Origin of the sequence: Pseudoalteromonas sp. (assembly GCF_018402495.1) — a bacterium.
In the GTDB taxonomy this organism is placed as follows: domain Bacteria; phylum Pseudomonadota; class Gammaproteobacteria; order Enterobacterales; family Alteromonadaceae; genus Pseudoalteromonas.
In genome coordinates, this window is the sequence record NZ_JAGYIU010000001.1 from 976,766 (window position 1) to 994,716 (window position 17,951).

Consider the following 17,951-nt stretch of genomic DNA (forward strand, 5'->3'; position numbering starts at 1 on the left):
CTAAAAGTGCTCGATAACCTTATTTGCAAATTGTTTGCAGCTTAAGGTTGTCGAGTTATGATTTGATTGGGCTAAATCAAATGTAACCTCTGCACTGGCAAAGGTGCTTTCAAGCGCGTTTTCAATTAAACAAGCAGCCTCACTCCATCCCATAAACTTAAGCATTAACACCGCACTTAATAAGCTACTACTGGGATTTGCTTTGTCTTGCCCTGCTATTCGTTCGAATGTGCCATGGGTTGGTTCAAAAAATGCTACTTCGTTATTTAAGTTTGCCGCAGGCATAATGCCTACCCCCCCTACTTGTGCACTGAGCATATCAGCTAAATAATCGCCATTTTGATTGGTGGTGACCACCACATCAAATTGCTCAGGACTCATTAAACACTGTTGTAGCATGTTATCGGCAATGACTTCTTTAATAACCAAAGGCGGTAAATTAGGTCGGTTTATTTCAAGCCAGCGTCCATTTTCATGCTCAACGGCAGCGTATTCACGTTTAGCAAGCGTAAATCCCCAGCGCTTAAATGCGCCGTCGGTAAATTTAAGGACATTACCTTTATGTACTAAGGTTAACGATTCACTCTCATTTTTAAGGGCATAATTAATTGCATAGCGTATTAATCGCTCTGAGCCCTCTTTAGAAATATTTTTAATGCCTAAGCCACACTCTTGGGTAAATCTTAGTCGTGTTACGCCCATTTCTTCACATAAAAAATCGAGCATTTTTTCACTTTCAACACTGCCCGCTTGCCATTCAATACCCGAATACACATCTTCACTGCTATCACGTAGCACAGTAATATTAGTGGTAAAGGGATTTTTTAATGGGGAAGGTAACGCGCTAAAGCCTTTAATGGTACGCATATTGACAAACAAATCCATTTCATGACGAAGCGCAACATTGAGTGAGCGAAACCCACCTCCAAGCGGTGTAGTCAAAGGACCTTTAATCGCAATTTTACATTCTCGTACCGCATTAATCGTTTCTTGGGGAAACCAATCACCATCATAGAGTTTTGCGGCTTGCTCACCATTATAAACTTGCATCCAATGAATTTTGCGCCTCGCACCATAACTATGCTCGATGGCGGCATCCACTACTTTTCGTGTCACAGGCATCACATCAAGCCCTACACCATCACCATCAATGTAAGCAATAATCGGTTGTTCGGGTATATGCCACTGCCCTTGGTCATCTATAAGTATATTTTCACCCATTGCTGGTACTGTAATATGTTGATATTGCATTGTTAAAACCTATGAAAATAGCCACATGCCATTAAAGCATGTTCGTTAATAGGTGTCTGTAATTGTATTTTTATAATTGATATCACCACAACGAATAACTTCCTGATTTTGCATGCCTAGTAATCAGGAGCAAACACGACTTTATTATTAAAGTAATTAAAATAAAGCTTGTATTACCTCATTATTTTAGTTATATTTCATCTTCGGTCCTAAAAAGCCATCGCGGTTAACCCTTTTACCCTGATCCAGTAAGCCCCGCAAAACGTATATTCAAAAGCTTAGTTATTGTACGGCGAGAACCCCTATTAATACCTTGATGATTTATTTTTAATATCATCGTAAAAGTGTCATAAAGATCGTCAACACTGTAATGAAGCTAAACACAATTAGATTATTTATCATCTGTAATGTGCTTTAAGAAAAAGCCCAGAATAAATAACAAAAATAAAGTGAGTTTTATTATGTCATACAAATATAACGGATCTATGATCCAAATAGCACATCCAGTGCAATCAATTTCGGTTAACAAACATCGTGTAATTTTTAGCGATACACAAGGTTTGAAAAATGCATTGTTTCAAAAAGCAAGCGATGCACGTCAGTTTGTAAAATGGCTAAAAGCCAGTTAATTTTTTGATAAGTTAATAACTTATAAATAAATTTAAATGCCAGCTTTATGCTGGCATTTTACTTTTTAGCTTATTATTGACTACACTTGTGCTAGTCTTTCTTTATGAGTTGTACCAACAATGCGGTTTACGTGGTTAATACTATTACTGTGTTTATGCATGAGCGCAACCTGTGATGCCAGAACAATAAAATGGTTAACAAATGACTTTGCACCCTACTACATTATAAGCGGGCCTAACAAATCTCAAGGTCGTGATGAAAGTATTATTTCGCTTTTAGAACAGCAGCTGTCGCATATTACCTTTGAAAGAGTGATCATACCCTCAGGTAAAGTGATTCAAGAACTTGCTAACCAACAATCTAATGCCTGTGCATTGTCGCTTTATAAGAATAAATACCGCGAAGAGCGTGTTTATTTCACACATCAAAGCTCTACAGCAGGGCTTTCGCCATCAATTGCCATGCATACCAAGCTAAGTAGTGCGCTTGAGATTGAAGACGCTAAACCGGTGTCATTAACCAATTTATTAGTTAACAAAAAGCTTACCTTAGGTGTATCTATGAATCGCTCCTATGGCAGTGAAATTGATAAAATAATCAACACCACACCCGGTATAAATCTGGTCATTCGACCAACCCGCGATACCCTCAGTACGTTAACATATATGCTTAATCTCAAAAGAATTGATATTTTATTAGGTTACCCAAGTGAACATTATTATTTAGCTAAAACAATGGGGTTTACTGATAATTTAACCCAGCGGATGCTCACTGAAGCACCAGAAATAAGTTACGGTTACATTGGCTGTACTAAAAACGAGCAAGGTGCAGAGGATATTGCTACTCTCAATCAACAACTCAAACTGATTAAGCAAACTGAAGACTATAAACAGGTATTAACCCGGTGGTTACCAAGTCATTTAAAACCAAAGTTAGAAGCACATTTACAATATTAAAAAGCTAAGCGTGTTAATAATTACGCTTAGCTTTTTTAAAATAGTCTTACTGGCGAATACCTTCGATAAATAAACCAATATCAACATGGGTAGATGCTGGGCCTAAGTTGTAATCAATGCCGTAGTCGGCCAGTTTTAAGCTGGTTTCACCTTCAAAACCTACACGGTAACCACCCCATGGATCTTGACCTTCACCAATTTTATCTATTTCAAAGGTAATTGTCTTTGTAACACCGTGTAGGGTAAAGTCACCGGTTACTGTGGCTTCTTCACCATCTTCGTCAAACTTAATCGCTGTACTCTTAAAGCTTGCCTGTGGGTATTTGCTTACGTTTAAAAAGTCATTACCACGTAAGTGTTTATCACGTTCTGCGTGATTTGAATCTAGGCTTGCCGTATCAATATTTACACTAATTTGAGACGCATTTGGATTTTTAGCATCGTAGTTAAATTTGCCATCAAAGGTATTAAAACGCCCATGCAGCCAGCTGTAGCCTAAATGTTTAATCTTAAAGTTTACAAAAGCATGCGCACCTTTTGTGTCAATAACATAATCTGCGGCATTCGCAGTGGTCGCTGTCATAAACATCGCTGCTGATAACGCTGAAGTTAAAAATAATTTTTTCATTTTAATCATCCTTTTGTAATGTGATCATTCTAATTAATGTTTTATCTTTATCGATAAAGTGATGTTTTAGCGCACCTAACACGTGCAATACTACAAATCCAATTAATAAGCATGCGCTATAGAAATGGATTTGCCCGGCTATATCAGCCTGAGAATCAAACGCAAAGTCGATAGCTTTTACATAAAAAAAGCCAAATACTTCTATGGGTCGTCCATCAGCCGTCGAAATTAAATACCCTGACACCATAATGATCAGTAAAAACAGGTACATTAAAACATGTGCTGTTTGGGCTAATTGATTTAACTGCTTGTTACTGCCAATCGGACTTGGTTTAACACTAAAGTGTCGCCATAACAGCCTAAAAACAAAAACCGCTGCTAAGCTAAGGCCAATGCTTTTGTGTAGGTCTAATGATCCTTTATACCAACTATCATAATAAGTTAGCTCAACCATATATAAACCTAAACCAAACAGACCAAATACGGTCAGCGCCATTAGCCAGTGTAAAAATATAGCCACCACGCCATAGCCGGTTTTTGAGTTTTTAAACATTCCCTACTGCCAATCTTTAATTTAGTAATAGCACTACAATATAATGATTAAGTGGTGATTAAAATAGCATATGCAAACACTCATCGTGCGTATACGCACAGTAAAGGGTATAAGGTTAGTATAATTGCAAATAACGTTAAGAAGGGATTAGCTAGCAGCAGGCTCGTTAAGTGAAACGTATATTTGGCTATCAGGTTCAACCTGTAAGCAGGCAATCAGGCCCTCTTTTATTAGCTCTAACATGGCGATAAAACTAACAACAACCCCACTGCGTCCCTCTTCAAAAGTAAATAGTTGAGTAAACGCAACTGGCGCTTTTGATTGGGATAAGGTATTTAAAATCAAGCTCATACGTTCACGCGTTGAAAGGCTTTCAGCGCTAATTAAATGATGCTCGAATGTTTTTGCACGCGCCATTACATCACTTAAAGCCAACAATAAGTCTTTAATGGCAAGGTCAGGTAATGGCTGATTTTTTTCTGCTAGTTCCGGCACGCTTGCCTGCGCTATAAAGATATCGCGGCCAACACGAGGTAGGCTGTCTATATTTTCGGCCGCTTTTTTAAATTGTTCGTACTCTTGTAAGCGTTTTATAAGTTCGGCACGAGGATCATCTTCTTCTTCTAACTCTTCATGAACAGGTAGTAACAGCCGCGATTTAATTTGTGCCAGCAATGCCGCCATTACTAAATATTCGCCAGCGAGTTCTAGCTGGAACTCGCTCATCATTTCTACATATTTAACATACTGCTCAGTAATGCTAAAAATTGACAACTCAAGAACATCTAACTTATGTTTTTTAATTAAATAAAGCAGCAGATCCAAAGGCCCTTCAAAGGTTTCTAAAATAACTTCAAGGGCATCAGGAGGGATATATAAATCTTCGGGTTTATCAACAACGGCTTTACCATGTAAAAATGCCAGAGGCAGCTTTTGCTGCACTGGCATATCAGGTGTTGATGATAGCGTCTCAGACTGTTTCATTGTTATTCAAATGGCGTTGTATCACCGCAACCAACACGAAGAATTTGAATATCATCTTCTGATAAATCAATCACTGTAGTCGCCTGCTCAGGTAAATACCCACCATGAATAATTAAATCCACATGTTTATCAAGGCGCTCTAAAATGTCATCGGGATCAGCTTGGGTAAACTCTTCCCCCGGTAAAATAAGTGAGCATGACATTAATGGCTCACCCAGCTCGGCTAATAAAGCACACGCTATTGGGTGCTCTATAACACGTATGCCTATGGTTTTTTTCTTGTCGTTTAATAACCGCTTAGGCACTTCTTTTGTACCTTTAAAAATAAACGTGTAAGGCCCTGGGGTATTATTTTTAATAAGCCTAAACATTTGGTTATCAACACGCGCATAAGTAGACAGCTCAGATAAATCACGGCATACCAAAGTAAAATTGTGATGTTTTTCAATACCACGAATACGTTCAATGCGCTCTTTAGCTTGCTTATTACCTAAATTACAGCCTATCGCGTATCCTGAATCTGTAGGGTACACAACTACGCCGCCTTGTTTAATAATATCAACAGCTTGAGAAATTAATCTAGGCTGTGGATTATCTGGATGTATATGAAATAATTGACTCATAATGCAACTCCTTCGTGCTTTTCCCATGTTTGCCAAACCCCTTGGCAATCTTTAGGTAAGTATAAATTTTTTCCAAGTTCTAAGTAGCTAGTCGGAAAATGAAAATCAGAGCCTTGTGAGCAAAGTAGCTCGTATTCTTGGCTCAGTAGCCCTAAAAACTGACGTTCACTTGGCGCCTGCTGCGGCTGAGCAACTTCCATTGCATCTCCGCCTACTGATTTAAATTCCACTAACAATTTACGTAGCCACTTGTTCGACATTTTATAGCTACTTGGGTGCGCCAAAACGGCCACCCCACCTGCGGCATGAATCGCTGCAATAGCTGTTTGCATATCACACCAATTACTTGGCACGTAACCGGTTTTACCTCGCCCTAAATACTTTTTAAATACCCCTGGAAAGTTTTTCGCTACACCACGCTCAATTAATGCTCTGGCAAAGTGAGCGCGAGTAATTTGTGCATTTTCGGCCAGCTCGCGAGCTTGTTGGTAAATACCTTCAAAACCATTTTTATTAAGTCGATGACCAATCTCTATCGCGCGAGTTTCGCGTTTTTGCTGCTGCTCGCTCAGTAATGTATGCAAGGTACTATCGTTGGTATCAATATTTAGTCCAACAATATGAATTTCAAAACTTTCCCACTTGGTTGATATTTCAACCCCGTTAATAAGTTTAAGCGGCAAGTTTTCACGTTTGATAAAAGCCTGTGCAGGTTCGATAGCAGCCACCGTATCGTGATCGGTAATGGCAAATACATCAATATTTTTATCGACTGCTCGCGCTAATAATTCCTCAACGGTTAAGTGGCCGTCTGAGTGCGTGGTGTGACTATGTAGGTCGTATTTTATCAAATGAAAACTACTTAAATTTAGGATTTAACGGTGTTTCACCCAGTATAACAAGTTTTTTAACTAAATTGTTTTAAATAAACACTTGACACAAAAGCAGTTGATACGTTTTACTGTAGCCACTTTTAGACATTAAAGAATTAACAACAATGAAAAATACAATTCACAACATCATTTGGTGGTGGCACTCTTAAAATCAAGGGTGATGAATTGTCGTGTCTAAACAAAAAATTCTAACCCGCTACCATGCGGGTTTTTTTATCACTAAATTTTGCAATACAAGATTAACAGGAATTAAAAACATGAATAACGTAAACACTCTTACACATCATTGGTGGTGGCGCCTGGCATAGCGGGACGGTAATGGTCTATCTATAATTTAGACATCGTTATTCAAACCCCGCACTGCTTAGCATTGCGGGGTTTTATTTTTTTAGGGGATGAGGTTTGATTTTTAGTCATATAACAACAACACCAGGTGAAGTGACCAGCATAACGCAAGTACGAGACTACATAAGTAGCCCACTTGCATTGTATGCCGCACTTGATAAACCTAACTCACTATTACTTGAATCTGCAGAGATAGATTCTAAAGATAGCGTAAAAAGCTTAATACTCGTTGATTGTGCACTGCGTATTGTCTGCCAAGGCAATCAAGTGAGCGTAACAGCACTATCAAATAACGGTCAGCAGTTACTCAACTATTTACAAGCTAATGTAAAAAACTGCGCATCACAGTTATCCGATACCACACTAACACTGGCGTATCACCCAACAGATGACACAATAGACCAAGCCAGTAAGCTGATTGCAGATAACGCTTTTAGCGCATTACGCAGCTGTTTAAACAGCATTAAAAGTACCACTAACAATCCATTCTCGGTGTTTTTAGGCGGTGTATTTGCCTACGACATGGTGGCTAATTTTGAACAGCTAACCGATGTACCCGACGGGGAAAACACCTGTCCAGATTATGTTTTTTATTTAGCAGAAACACTGGTTGTTATTGATCATCAAAAACAAACAACGGAATTAATTGGTAACGTATTTAATGGCCCTGATGTACATGCAAACTGCTTTGAAGTAGGCAAACAATTAGAGCGCTTGAATACATTATGCGACCATGCTGCTGATTTCAGCGCACCAAGCCAAACTGGCGACTGCCCAGTGAGTGTTGATATTAGTGATGAGCAATACTGCCAGCAAGTAATTAAGCTCAAGCGACACATAGTCGATGGCGATATTTTTCAAGTGGTGCCCTCTCGTACCTTCTCACTACCCTGTCCTGACTCTTTACATGCCTACAGCCAGCTAAAAAAACAAAACCCTAGTCCGTACATGTTTTATATGCGCGATGAAGACTTCTCATTATTTGGTGCCTCACCCGAGTCTGCGCTTAAATACGAAGTTAAATCTCAACAGGTCGAGGTTTATCCGATTGCCGGCACACGCCCTCGCGGCAAATTTGCTAATGGACAAATCAACCCTGATTTAGATAGCCGTATTGAGCTTGAGCTTAGAAACGATCAAAAAGAACGTGCAGAGCATTTAATGCTGGTTGATTTAGCGCGTAATGATGTAGCCCGCATTAGCGTGCCGGGTACGCGCCATGCCAAAGAGCTATTAAAAGTAGACCGTTACTCACAAGTAATGCACTTAGTGTCGCGCGTGGTGGGTAAATTAAAACCTGAACTAGATGCCCTACATGCTTATCAAGCCTGTATGAACATGGGCACATTAGTGGGCGCGCCAAAGGTACGGGCTGCAGAGCTTGTGCGCCAAACCGAAGGAAAACGCCGCGGCAGTTATGGCGGCGCAGTTGGCTATTTAACTGGTGATGGTGCAATGGACAGCTGTATTGTTATTCGTGCAGCCTTTGTTAAAAATAATATTGCCTATGTGCAAGCTGGCGCTGGGGTTGTGTTTGATTCAGACCCAATGTCAGAGGCAAACGAAACGCGCGCTAAAGCCCAAGCGGTGATCACCGCGATTAAATCGACATATGAGGCTGTATAAAATGAGTGAAGCACACCCTATTAAAATTTACTTTTTAGATAACTTTGACTCATTTAGCTATAACCTTGTTGATGAACTAACAATGCTAGGTGCTGAGTTAGTTGTTTACAGAAATAACATTAGCGCTGAAGTAATATTCAACAAAATGCAGGCAGAGCATAAGCAGGTATTACTGGTTTTATCGCCAGGCCCAGGGGCACCGAGTGATGCGGGTTGCCTAATGGAGTTGATTAGCTTGTGCAAAGGTAAATTCCCGATGCTGGGCATTTGTTTAGGCCAACAAGCACTAACACAAAGTTATGGCGGAGTAATCGGTCATGCTGGTGAAACCGTACATGGTAAATCATCAATTATTGAGTTAGACGATCACCCGGTGTTTAACGGAATGGGCAGCACTATACCAGTGGCGCGTTATCACTCATTAATGGCCACAAAAGTACCTGATAACTTAGCGGTTATTGCAAAGTATCAAGATATTCCAATGGCTATTTATCATCATCAAGACACTGCGCTGGGTTATCAATTCCACCCAGAATCTATTTTAACGCCCAATGGCGCTATGCTGCTACAGCAAAGCGTTGCCTATTTAACGCGTGCCAAATAAAGGGAACATTATGACTACACAATTACAAAACTCGCTTAATGTTCAACAGGCTATTGAGCACGTTATTGCCAAGCAATCATTGAGCTATGCACAAGCAAAAACACTTTTTGATCAAATAATGCAAGGGAATATGAGCGATATTGAGCTCTCTGCACTGTTAATTAGCCTTAAAATGAAAGGTGAAATAAGCGATGAAATCGCCGGTGCCGCGGCCTCAATGCGTGAAAACGCCGTGGCATTTATAACCAATAAAACTCAACTTGCCGATAGCTGTGGTACCGGTGGCGATGGTTCAAACACTATCAATATCAGTACAACCGCGGCAATTGTGGCAGCCGCTGCCGGTGTTAATATGGTAAAACATGGCAATCGCAGTGTATCGAGTAACTCAGGGTCTGCTGATTTACTCAAAGCCTTGGGGATCAATATTGATATGACTCCCACACAAGCGGCTAAATGCCTTGAACATACAAATTTTACCTTTTTATTTGCACCGCACTATCACAGCGGCGTGCGCCATGCGATGAACGTACGAACCACCTTAAAAACCCGTACTATTTTTAATATTCTTGGGCCGCTAGCTAATCCCGCTGCTCCAGATGTTCAATTACTCGGGGTATACGATGAATCTTTGTGCCTACCTATGGCGCAAACTCTTCATACTCTGGGCACTAAACGCGCTATGATAGTTCACGGCTCTGGCACCGACGAAATCGCCTTGCATGGCCCAACACAGGTTGTTGAGCTGGATAACGGCAAAATCACCCAATACACACTCAACCCTAGTGATTTTGACCTTGCAAACTATTCACTTGAACAATTAGCCGGTGAAGGCCCACAATACAATGCAAACGCCAGCCTTGCCATTTTACAGGGCAAAGGTAGCGAGGCACATAACGCCGCTATTATTGTTAACGTTGCTGCATTGCTGTACTTAACTGGCCAAGCACAATCGTTAAAACAAGGTGCACAAATAACACAATCATTATTACGTTCAGGCAAGGCCATGGACACACTAAATGCAATTATTGAGGTAAGTCATGGCTAATGTATTAGACAAAATTATTGCCGAAAAAAAAATAGAACTCATTGAACGCAAAGCGGCGCGCCCACTTGAGAGCTTTAAGCATCAAGCTAAACCCACCACGCGTAGCTTTTATCAAGCGTTAGCGGCACCTGGCACGCAGTTTATTTTAGAGTGCAAAAAGGCATCGCCTTCTAAAGGGTTAATTCGTCAGCCGTTTGATTTAACAGAAATCACGCAAGCTTATAAACAGTTTGCCAGCTGTATGAGTGTATTAACTGACGAAAAGTACTTTCAGGGTAGCTTTGATTACCTTGAGTTTGTGCGCAGCCAAGTAGAGCAGCCACTTATTTGTAAAGACTTTTTTATTGATGAATACCAAGTCTATATGGCACGCATTTATGGTGGTGACGCTATTTTACTGATGCTATCAGTGCTTGACGATGAGCAGTATAAAGCGCTGCATGCAATCGCCGATTCGTTAAATATGTCGGTACTAACTGAGGTGAGTAACGAAGAAGAAGTGCATCGTGCACTGGCACTCAATGCACAAATAATTGGGATTAATAATCGTGACTTGCGCGATTTAAGCACCGACTTAGCCACAACCGAACGACTACGTAAGCTTATTCCTAACGATAAAGTGGTTATTTCAGAGTCAGGTATTTATACCCATCAAGATGTAAAGCGTTTAGCGCCTTTATGTAATGGTTTCTTAATTGGCAGCTCATTAATGGCTGAGGCTGATTTATTACAAGCGTGTCGCCGCGTAATCCTAGGCGAAAACAAGGTTTGTGGATTAACCCGTAATCAAGATGCCATTGCGGCTTACGACAACGGTGCCCTTTATGGCGGATTAATTTTTTATCCAAAATCACCGCGCTTTGTCGATTTAGATTGCGCCAAAGAAATCAGCCAAAGTGCCCCTCTAAAATTTGTTGGGGTGTTTGTTAATGCGGCCATAGCAGATGTTGCTGAGCACGCTAAACAACTGAAACTGTCAGCTGTTCAATTACATGGACAAGAAGATGAACATTACATTGCGTCGTTACGTAATGAACTACCACGTAATTGTGAAATATGGAAAGCACAGGCAATCAAAGATGCTTTGCCTCAACCGATTACAGGTGCCGATCGCCATTTATACGACACTCACAGTGATTCACAGGCTGGCGGCACAGGCAAAACATTTGATTGGTCGGTGCTTCGCGATGCCACGACCCCATTTATGCTTGCTGGCGGCTTAAACCCAGACAATATTAGCGATGCACTTTTTCAAGGTGCTCTTGGGCTTGATCTAAATTCAGGTGTTGAAGAGTCTCCAGGTAAAAAGTGTGCAAACAAACTACATCATGCTTTTACAAGTATCAGAAATTATTGAGGTTAAAATGCAAAATCCAGCTTATTTTGGCGAGTTTGGCGGTATGTTTGTACCCGAACTGCTTGTCCCTGCGCTTAAGCAGTTAGAAAACGAATTTAATAAAGCACAGAAAGATCCTGAATTTCAGGCAGAACTAAGTAAATTACTTAACGAATATGCGGGTCGTCCTACCCCGCTTACTTTAACGCGTAACTTAGTTAAAAACCCAAAAGTAAAACTGTACTTAAAGCGTGAAGATTTACTCCACGGTGGTGCGCACAAAACAAACCAAGTTTTAGGCCAAGCACTGCTTACCAAACGTATGGGTAAAAAAGAAGTGATTGCTGAAACAGGCGCCGGCCAACATGGCGTTGCAACGGCACTTGCCTGTGCGTTACTTGGATTAAAATGCCGCATTTATATGGGTGCAAAAGATGTTGAACGCCAACAACCAAATGTATTTAGAATGAAGCTAATGGGCGCTGAAGTTATTCCAGTAACTGCAGGCTCGGGCACATTAAAAGATGCGGTTAACGAGGCATTGCGTGACTGGTCAGCCAATTATCAAGAGGCTCATTACCTTTTAGGTACTGCAGCAGGTCCTCACCCATTCCCGACTATTGTACGTGAATATCAAAAAATTATTGGTGAAGAAGCAAAACAACAAGTACTTAAAGCCGAAGGCCGTTTGCCTGATGCGGTTATTGCGTGTGTAGGCGGTGGGTCTAACGCAATTGGTATGTTTACCGATTTTATTGATGAGCCAAGCGTTAAACTCATTGGCGTTGAACCTGCAGGTAAAGGGTTAGACACGCACGAGCATGGCGCAACCATCTGTAAAGGAACAAAAGGTATTTTGCACGGTACTTACACTTATATTATGCAAAATACAGATGGCCAAATTGAAGAGTCTTACTCTGTATCGGCGGGACTAGATTACCCCGCAGTTGGCCCTCAACATGCCTTTTTGCACGAAACTGGCCGTGCTCAATATGTCGGTATTACCGACACCAAAGCACTTGATGCCTTTCAAGCATTAGCTAAACACGAAGGAATTATTCCTGCGCTTGAATCAAGTCATGCGCTTGCCTATGCCCTAGAGTATGCAGAAGAGCAAACGCAAGACAGTATTATTGTTATTAATTTAAGTGGTCGTGGAGACAAAGACTTAGCCCACGTACACAAGGTATTATCAGAGGAAGGTCAACTATGAGCCACGTAAAAACTGACCGTTATGGACAAATGTTTGCCGCGCTTAAAGAGCAAAACCAGGGTGCTTTTGTACCGTTTGTAACCATTGGCGATCCAGGCAAAGCACAAAGCATCGAAATTATTAAAAGCTTAATTGATGGTGGCGCTGACGGGCTTGAATTAGGTATTCCGTTTTCCGATCCGATTGCCGATGGCCCTGTCATTCAAAAAGCCAATATTCGTGCCTTAAATGTGCATATTAATACACAAGACTGCTTTGATATTATTAAAGAGATCCGTGAATATAACGCCGACATTCCAATTGGTTTGTTATTGTATTCAAACTTAATATTTAAACGTGGCTTAGAAAAGTTTTACACCGATGCAAAAGCAGTGGGTGTTGACTCTATTTTAGTGGCTGATGTGCCATTGCATGAGTCTAAAATGTTTAGAAAAGCCGCCATGGCAAATGGTATAGACCCGATTTTTATCGCTACACCGAACGCCAGTGACGATACCCTGCGTGAATGTGCATCATACGGCCGTGGCTACACCTACTTGCTTTCTCGTGCTGGGGTAACAGGTACAGACACCAAAGCACAAATGCCAGCAACCCATGTGGTTACGCGCTTACAAGAGTACCACAGTGCACCTGCATTATTAGGCTTTGGTATTTCAACGCCTGAAGATGTAAAAGCGGCACTTAAAGCCGGTGCTGCGGGGGCTATTTCGGGCTCTGCTGTGGTAAAAATCATTGAAGCAAACTTAGATGATTTAGATGCGATGACCTCGCAGCTAAAAACATTTGTAAGCGATATGAAAGCCGCTACTGCGCTTTAATAGCGAGCTGTGTTTTATCATTATCAATAAAAAAGGGCATGTAATATGCCCTTTTCTATTTAAAAGCCCACAGCTAGTGCGCTTGGTGCTTACCTTCGAGTATTTCTTCAATAAATTTTGCATTAAATGCATCTAAATCTGCAGGGCTGCGGCTAGTGACTAAGCCGTTATCAACACACACTTCTTGATCTACCCAATGAGCTCCGGCGTTAATTAAATCGCTTTTAATACTAGGGAAAGAAGTCACTTTTTTATCTCTTAGCTTATTAATTTCAGCTAATAACCACGGTGCATGACATATAGCGGCCACAGGTTTATTTTTTTCTGCGCCAAAAAAACCATCTACAAACGCTTTGGCATCTTTATTTTGACGTAAGCTATCAGGATTAAACAAACCACCCGGCAGTAAAAGTGCATCGTAGTGGGCAGCATTGGCATCGGCAGCTAATTTATCAACGGTTACTTTTTCCCCCCAATTATCTTCATTCCAGCCAGTGATCTGCCCTTCTTTAATAGACACCACCTCTATATCGGCGCCCGCCTCAAGTAATGCGCTTTGCGGCGAAAGTAGCTCGCTTTGTTCAAATCCATCGGTGGCTAAAATGGCAATTTTTTTACCTTTTAAACGGGTGCTGCTATGTAAATTACTCATTAAATACTCCTTATCTTATTTTTTGATACACAGTGGAGTTTGCATATCACATACCAAAAATAACACGCTGATAATATTGGCGTTTTATATAAAGAGATGAGAGTGCTATGTAAATTATTTACAGTGGTTGCAGATACTACACAGCCATTTTTCAAAAATGGAAATAGCCTGCAAGGTACATGCTTTGTTTGAATAACAAAACTCCCTTACAGGCATTGACAATTAAAGGCTGTCTTTTAACGCTTTGGCTGGCTTAAAGACTGCTTTATTAGCCCCTTCTATTTCTATTGCTTCGCCGGTTTGTGGATTACGCCCCGTACGGGCTGGGTAATAACTTAATGCAAAAGTGCCAAAACCAGATATTTGTACCTGATCGCCTTCAGACAATGATTTGGTAATCACCTTTTGTAAGCTGGTTAACGCTAATTGCGCTTCTTTTTTTGTTAACTCGCTCGTGTGTGCCATGGCTGTAACAAGTTCTGCCTTATTCATTTTTTGCTCCTAAATACACGCGTTGGCTTTAGCCAACTAGCGTGGCAATACAATGATGTAAAAATAAAAGCAGGCAGGCTAAGGGTTACAAGGGGGTAAGTCAACCTTAACCAAGCCCAAAGTGCATAAGGTATAATGAGTGGCGTTAAATATAATCAGCTTGGTGTTTTTATAGTCATAAAGATGACTTATTCGCCTGCTAAGGTAAAATAAAAATGACCGCGAGCAAACGTGAACGCTAATCAATACCGTTGGTTTGAATTTACCTTTATTTTTATCATCCTGCCTTTAGTGGGGTTTAATATTCGCCAGTATTTATCTAACTGGCTTATTCCGGCACTGATCATCTTAATGAGTGTGTGCTGTATGCTGCTACTAAACGACATTCACTTTAAGCGCTTTAGATTAACCAGTATGGGGCAGTTTTCTGCTGTGAAGCGCAGACTGTTTAGTTTTTTCTTTATTGGTGCGTTATTTTCGGGAGTGTTTTACAACCTGCTTTATCAGGGGAACTGGTTTACTTTACCCCGTGAAAACCTCGCCGACTGGCTGATGCTATTGCTGCTCTACCCTTTATTGTCGGTGATCCCGCAAGAGTTAATATTTAGAACGTATTTTTTTCATCGCTATAAGCGCATTATGCCCAGTAAATGGCTACGCATTTTTATTAGTGCGAGTGTATTTGCACTGGCACATATTGTATACGCTAATTGGGTTGCAGTAAGTTTAGCGTTTATAGGCGGATTATTATTTGCTTATACCTACGCACAAAGCCGCTCAACCTTTGCCTGTGTTATTGAGCATAGCTTATGGGGCATTTGGATGTTTACACTGGGAATTGGCCGTTATTTAGATTCAGGTGCACTGAACTCATGAGCATAACACAAAAAAATATCTTATCTTGTATATAACGCTAGGCCAATAGCACTATTTATCGGCAGAAAGATTTATTCTTCCTTACTATTCAACATATTTCTAGAAGAAATATATGAGGAATATACTTGCATCAAATAGTGAATAAACAAAAATACCCTTTTAACATAAAGATAATAGGGTATCTTGAATCAATTAGAGGTTCATCCACCTATCAAAAAGTAGGATACCTTAACTGACCGGTGTTAATTATAAAACCCACTTTTATTTTTCAAGCTAATTACTTTCGTTTTGTTGGTTTTACACGTTGATTGTGCTTTTTAACCGCCTTGCGAATTTGGTTTATTTTAGCACGCTTATCTTTACGTTTTTCAGGGATAACCGACAGCTTAGTTTGTGTTTCTTTACCAAGCTTTACTGTTTTACGTAAATAGTTAACCGTATCTAAATCGTACTCAATCCAGCCACCTTGCGGTACACGCTTATCAAGCTCTAATTTACCGTAACGTATACGAATAAGACGAGATACTTCCACATCTTGTGATTGCCATAAACGACGTACTTCACGATTACGACCTTCATTAAGCGTTACATTAAACCAGCGGTTAATGCCTTCACCGCCCATAGGCTTGATACCGGTAAATTTAGCAGGGCCGTCTTCAAGCTCTACACCGCGCAATAAATTTTTAACCGTCTCGTTAGTCACCTCACCAAAAACTCGTGCAGAATATTCACGTTCAACTTCATAGCTTGGATGCATCAAACGATTGGCTAATTCACCGTCGTTAGTAAAAAGCATAAGTCCTGATGTGTTGACGTCTAATCGACCTACCGCTATCCAGCGATCGCCATCAATTCGCGGTAAACGATCAAAAACAGTTCTGCGCCCTTCTGGATCTTTGCGCGTACTTAACTCGCCTTCTGGCTTGTTGTACATAATTACACGACAAATTCTATCGGCTTTTTCTTCTATTTTAACTGTGTGCCCGTCAACACGAATTAAATCAGTTTCTTCAACCCTGTCGCCTAATTTTGCCACTTTACCGTTTACACTCACGCGATTTGCATCAATGTACTTTTCCATCTCACGGCGTGAGCCTACCCCTGCACGGGCTAGGACTTTTTGTAACTTTTCACCTTGTATACTCATTCGGATGGTTCTCTCACAGAAGGATCACTTAATAACTGGGTAATTTTACTTTGCTGTTGCGCTGGCAATGCAGGTAAATCATGAAGTCCCGTTATCGAAAAATAATCTAAAAATTGTTTAGTTGTTGCATAAAGTGCCGGTTTACCGGGTACTTCTTTATGCCCCACTACTTTTACCCATTCTCTTTCAAGTAGGGTTTTAATAATATTTGAGCCCGTTGCTACGCCCCGTACTTGCTCAATTTCACCACGGGTAATAGGTTGTTTATACGCGATTAACGAAAGCGTTTCGAGTAAAGCTCGCGAGTACCTAGGCGCACGCTCTTGCCATAAATTACTTAACCATGGGCTTAAACTACTACACGCTTGAAACCGATAACCACTGCCTACTTCTACTAGGCGTATGCCACGCGTTTGGTAATGTATTTGAATGGCCTCAACAGCATTGTTGATACGCGCCATAGAAATAGCCAAATCATGTAAAACTGTGTCTTTAAGATGACGTTTTGATACGGGCTTATCTGCCACAAAAATCGCCGCTTCAATGATTTCAATTAATTGCTCACCACTAATACGCCGACCTACCATAATCACTCTTAAATTAATAAAAATACACAGCCAACTATTATGACAGAACAACCGCAAACTAGGAAAACATATTATGTAAATAACTAATAATGGGTTAAAAATGACTGGTTATTGAACGCCCTTAATCTTTTAAATGACACTTATACAACAAAAAGCCCAGCAACTGCTGGGCTTAAAGTTAACGTATTTTACACATTGATTTATATTGCTGCGTTTTGATAACGCTTTACAAAATCAGTTATATTTTGGCCATTACACTTTAATGTATTTAAGTTGCCAATTTGCTTACGAACTGGCTGTAAGCCTTGCTTTAATGCTGTCATACATAATTGTGTTTCTTGATGTGAATCTTTTGCAAACACTTCAACTTTAGATGCAGCCGATTTCACTGCAACATCTTTTTTTGCAATATCGCTAATGTCTTGACCGTTACATAGGATACTTTTTGAATAACGCGATAAATATATCCCGTGCTTTGCTGCCATTTTACGAGCAGCAGAAAACCCCTCATTGGCACTTACTACACACAAGTTAGACTCTAATTTATTGTCTTGGCTGTAATATGTATTGCTTTGTGCAGTAACAGTTACAGAAACAAAAAGAGAGGCAGCTAAAAGTAATTGAGTTTTCATCACAGAGTCCTATTTAAACGGGTTAACAAATGATTTTTGCGCATTATATAGACAACT

The 17,951-nt window shown here is 40.4% G+C and carries 20 protein-coding genes; 9 read left to right on the plus strand and 11 right to left on the minus strand.

The features are described 5' to 3' along the window. Window positions 1–1,251, minus strand: coding sequence for an NADP-dependent isocitrate dehydrogenase (icd, locus tag KG708_RS04480; RefSeq protein ID WP_213608284.1), 1,251 nt, complete (start codon window positions 1,249–1,251; stop codon window positions 1–3). A 461-nt stretch (window positions 1,252–1,712) separates the two neighbouring features. Here icd and KG708_RS04485 point away from each other — a divergent pair, with 461 nt between their 5' ends. Further along, entirely contained in the window at window positions 1,713–1,880 is a 168-nt protein-coding gene (locus tag KG708_RS04485) for a hypothetical protein (RefSeq protein ID WP_007375427.1), read from the plus strand. 120 nt (window positions 1,881–2,000) lie between these two features. Continuing rightward, complete coding sequence (locus KG708_RS04490) at window positions 2,001–2,837, plus strand: transporter substrate-binding domain-containing protein (RefSeq protein WP_213608285.1); 837 nt, start codon at window positions 2,001–2,003, stop codon at window positions 2,835–2,837. 46 nt (window positions 2,838–2,883) lie between these two features. Here KG708_RS04490 and KG708_RS04495 read toward each other — a convergent pair whose 3' ends face one another. From KG708_RS04495 to KG708_RS04515, 5 genes are all read right to left on the minus strand, one after another. Next, entirely contained in the window at window positions 2,884–3,465 is a 582-nt protein-coding gene (locus KG708_RS04495; RefSeq protein WP_213608286.1) for a YceI family protein, read from the minus strand. A gap of 1 nt (window position 3,466) precedes the next feature. Continuing rightward, window positions 3,467–4,018: a cytochrome b gene (locus KG708_RS04500; protein WP_213608287.1), complete on the minus strand. Its 552-nt coding sequence runs from the start codon at window positions 4,016–4,018 to the stop codon at window positions 3,467–3,469. Window positions 4,019–4,165: 147 nt separating this feature from the next. Further along, a complete protein-coding gene (locus KG708_RS04505; protein ID WP_213608288.1) occupies window positions 4,166–5,002 on the minus strand; it encodes a ScpA family protein in 837 nt (278 codons plus the stop codon). A 2-nt stretch (window positions 5,003–5,004) separates the two neighbouring features. Beyond that, window positions 5,005–5,625: an L-threonylcarbamoyladenylate synthase gene (locus KG708_RS04510; protein WP_013465078.1), complete on the minus strand. Its 621-nt coding sequence runs from the start codon at window positions 5,623–5,625 to the stop codon at window positions 5,005–5,007. Continuing rightward, a complete protein-coding gene (locus KG708_RS04515) occupies window positions 5,622–6,476 on the minus strand; it encodes a PHP domain-containing protein (protein WP_213608289.1) in 855 nt (284 codons plus the stop codon). The genes KG708_RS04510 and KG708_RS04515 overlap by 4 nt, the downstream gene beginning before the upstream one ends. 444 nt (window positions 6,477–6,920) lie before the next feature. On the opposite strand from KG708_RS04515, the gene KG708_RS04520 reads away from it, so the two are divergent. The 6 genes from KG708_RS04520 to trpA are packed head-to-tail and all read left to right on the plus strand — an operon-like array spanning window position 6,921 to window position 13,508. Beyond that, the gene (locus KG708_RS04520) at window positions 6,921–8,489 is read left to right on the plus strand and encodes an anthranilate synthase component 1 (protein ID WP_213608290.1); all 1,569 of its coding nucleotides are present in this window, start codon (window positions 6,921–6,923) and stop codon (window positions 8,487–8,489) included. A 1-nt stretch (window position 8,490) separates the two neighbouring features. After that, window positions 8,491–9,093, plus strand: a complete 603-nt coding sequence (locus KG708_RS04525; protein ID WP_058154735.1) for an aminodeoxychorismate/anthranilate synthase component II — start codon at window positions 8,491–8,493, stop codon at window positions 9,091–9,093. A gap of 10 nt (window positions 9,094–9,103) precedes the next feature. Further along, complete coding sequence (gene trpD, locus KG708_RS04530; protein WP_213608291.1) at window positions 9,104–10,141, plus strand: anthranilate phosphoribosyltransferase; 1,038 nt, start codon at window positions 9,104–9,106, stop codon at window positions 10,139–10,141. Next, window positions 10,134–11,498, plus strand: coding sequence for a bifunctional indole-3-glycerol-phosphate synthase TrpC/phosphoribosylanthranilate isomerase TrpF (gene trpCF / locus KG708_RS04535; RefSeq protein WP_213608292.1), 1,365 nt, complete (start codon window positions 10,134–10,136; stop codon window positions 11,496–11,498). The genes trpD and trpCF overlap by 8 nt, the downstream gene beginning before the upstream one ends. A gap of 7 nt (window positions 11,499–11,505) precedes the next feature. Then, on the plus strand, window positions 11,506–12,690 hold the full coding sequence (trpB, locus tag KG708_RS04540) for a tryptophan synthase subunit beta (protein WP_010390233.1): 1,185 nt from the start codon (window positions 11,506–11,508) through the stop codon (window positions 12,688–12,690). Next, window positions 12,687–13,508 (plus strand): tryptophan synthase subunit alpha, encoded by an 822-nt coding sequence (gene trpA / locus KG708_RS04545; RefSeq protein WP_013465084.1) that lies wholly within the window; start codon window positions 12,687–12,689, stop codon window positions 13,506–13,508. The genes trpB and trpA overlap by 4 nt, the downstream gene beginning before the upstream one ends. 73 nt (window positions 13,509–13,581) lie before the next feature. Here trpA and KG708_RS04550 read toward each other — a convergent pair whose 3' ends face one another. Both KG708_RS04550 and KG708_RS04555 read right to left on the minus strand, forming a co-directional pair. Next, window positions 13,582–14,160, minus strand: a complete 579-nt coding sequence (locus KG708_RS04550) for a type 1 glutamine amidotransferase domain-containing protein (RefSeq protein WP_213608293.1) — start codon at window positions 14,158–14,160, stop codon at window positions 13,582–13,584. A 222-nt stretch (window positions 14,161–14,382) separates the two neighbouring features. Then, on the minus strand, window positions 14,383–14,652 hold the full coding sequence (locus tag KG708_RS04555) for an HU family DNA-binding protein (protein ID WP_058154739.1): 270 nt from the start codon (window positions 14,650–14,652) through the stop codon (window positions 14,383–14,385). A 231-nt stretch (window positions 14,653–14,883) separates the two neighbouring features. On the opposite strand from KG708_RS04555, the gene KG708_RS04560 reads away from it, so the two are divergent. After that, entirely contained in the window at window positions 14,884–15,528 is a 645-nt protein-coding gene (locus KG708_RS04560; protein ID WP_213608294.1) for a CPBP family glutamic-type intramembrane protease, read from the plus strand. A gap of 277 nt (window positions 15,529–15,805) precedes the next feature. On the opposite strand, the gene rluB is transcribed toward KG708_RS04560, so the two are convergent. The 3 genes from rluB to KG708_RS04575 all read right to left on the minus strand — a co-directional run bounded on the left by rluB (window position 15,806) and on the right by KG708_RS04575 (window position 17,894). Continuing rightward, a complete protein-coding gene (rluB, locus tag KG708_RS04565) occupies window positions 15,806–16,675 on the minus strand; it encodes a 23S rRNA pseudouridine(2605) synthase RluB (RefSeq protein ID WP_213608295.1) in 870 nt (289 codons plus the stop codon). Beyond that, window positions 16,672–17,262 (minus strand): SMC-Scp complex subunit ScpB, encoded by a 591-nt coding sequence (gene scpB / locus KG708_RS04570; RefSeq protein WP_213608296.1) that lies wholly within the window; start codon window positions 17,260–17,262, stop codon window positions 16,672–16,674. Before scpB ends, rluB begins: the two co-directional genes overlap by 4 nt. 200 nt (window positions 17,263–17,462) lie before the next feature. Then, window positions 17,463–17,894, minus strand: a complete 432-nt coding sequence (locus KG708_RS04575; RefSeq protein WP_213608297.1) for an exonuclease III — start codon at window positions 17,892–17,894, stop codon at window positions 17,463–17,465. Between the last annotated feature and the right edge of the window lie 57 nt (window positions 17,895–17,951).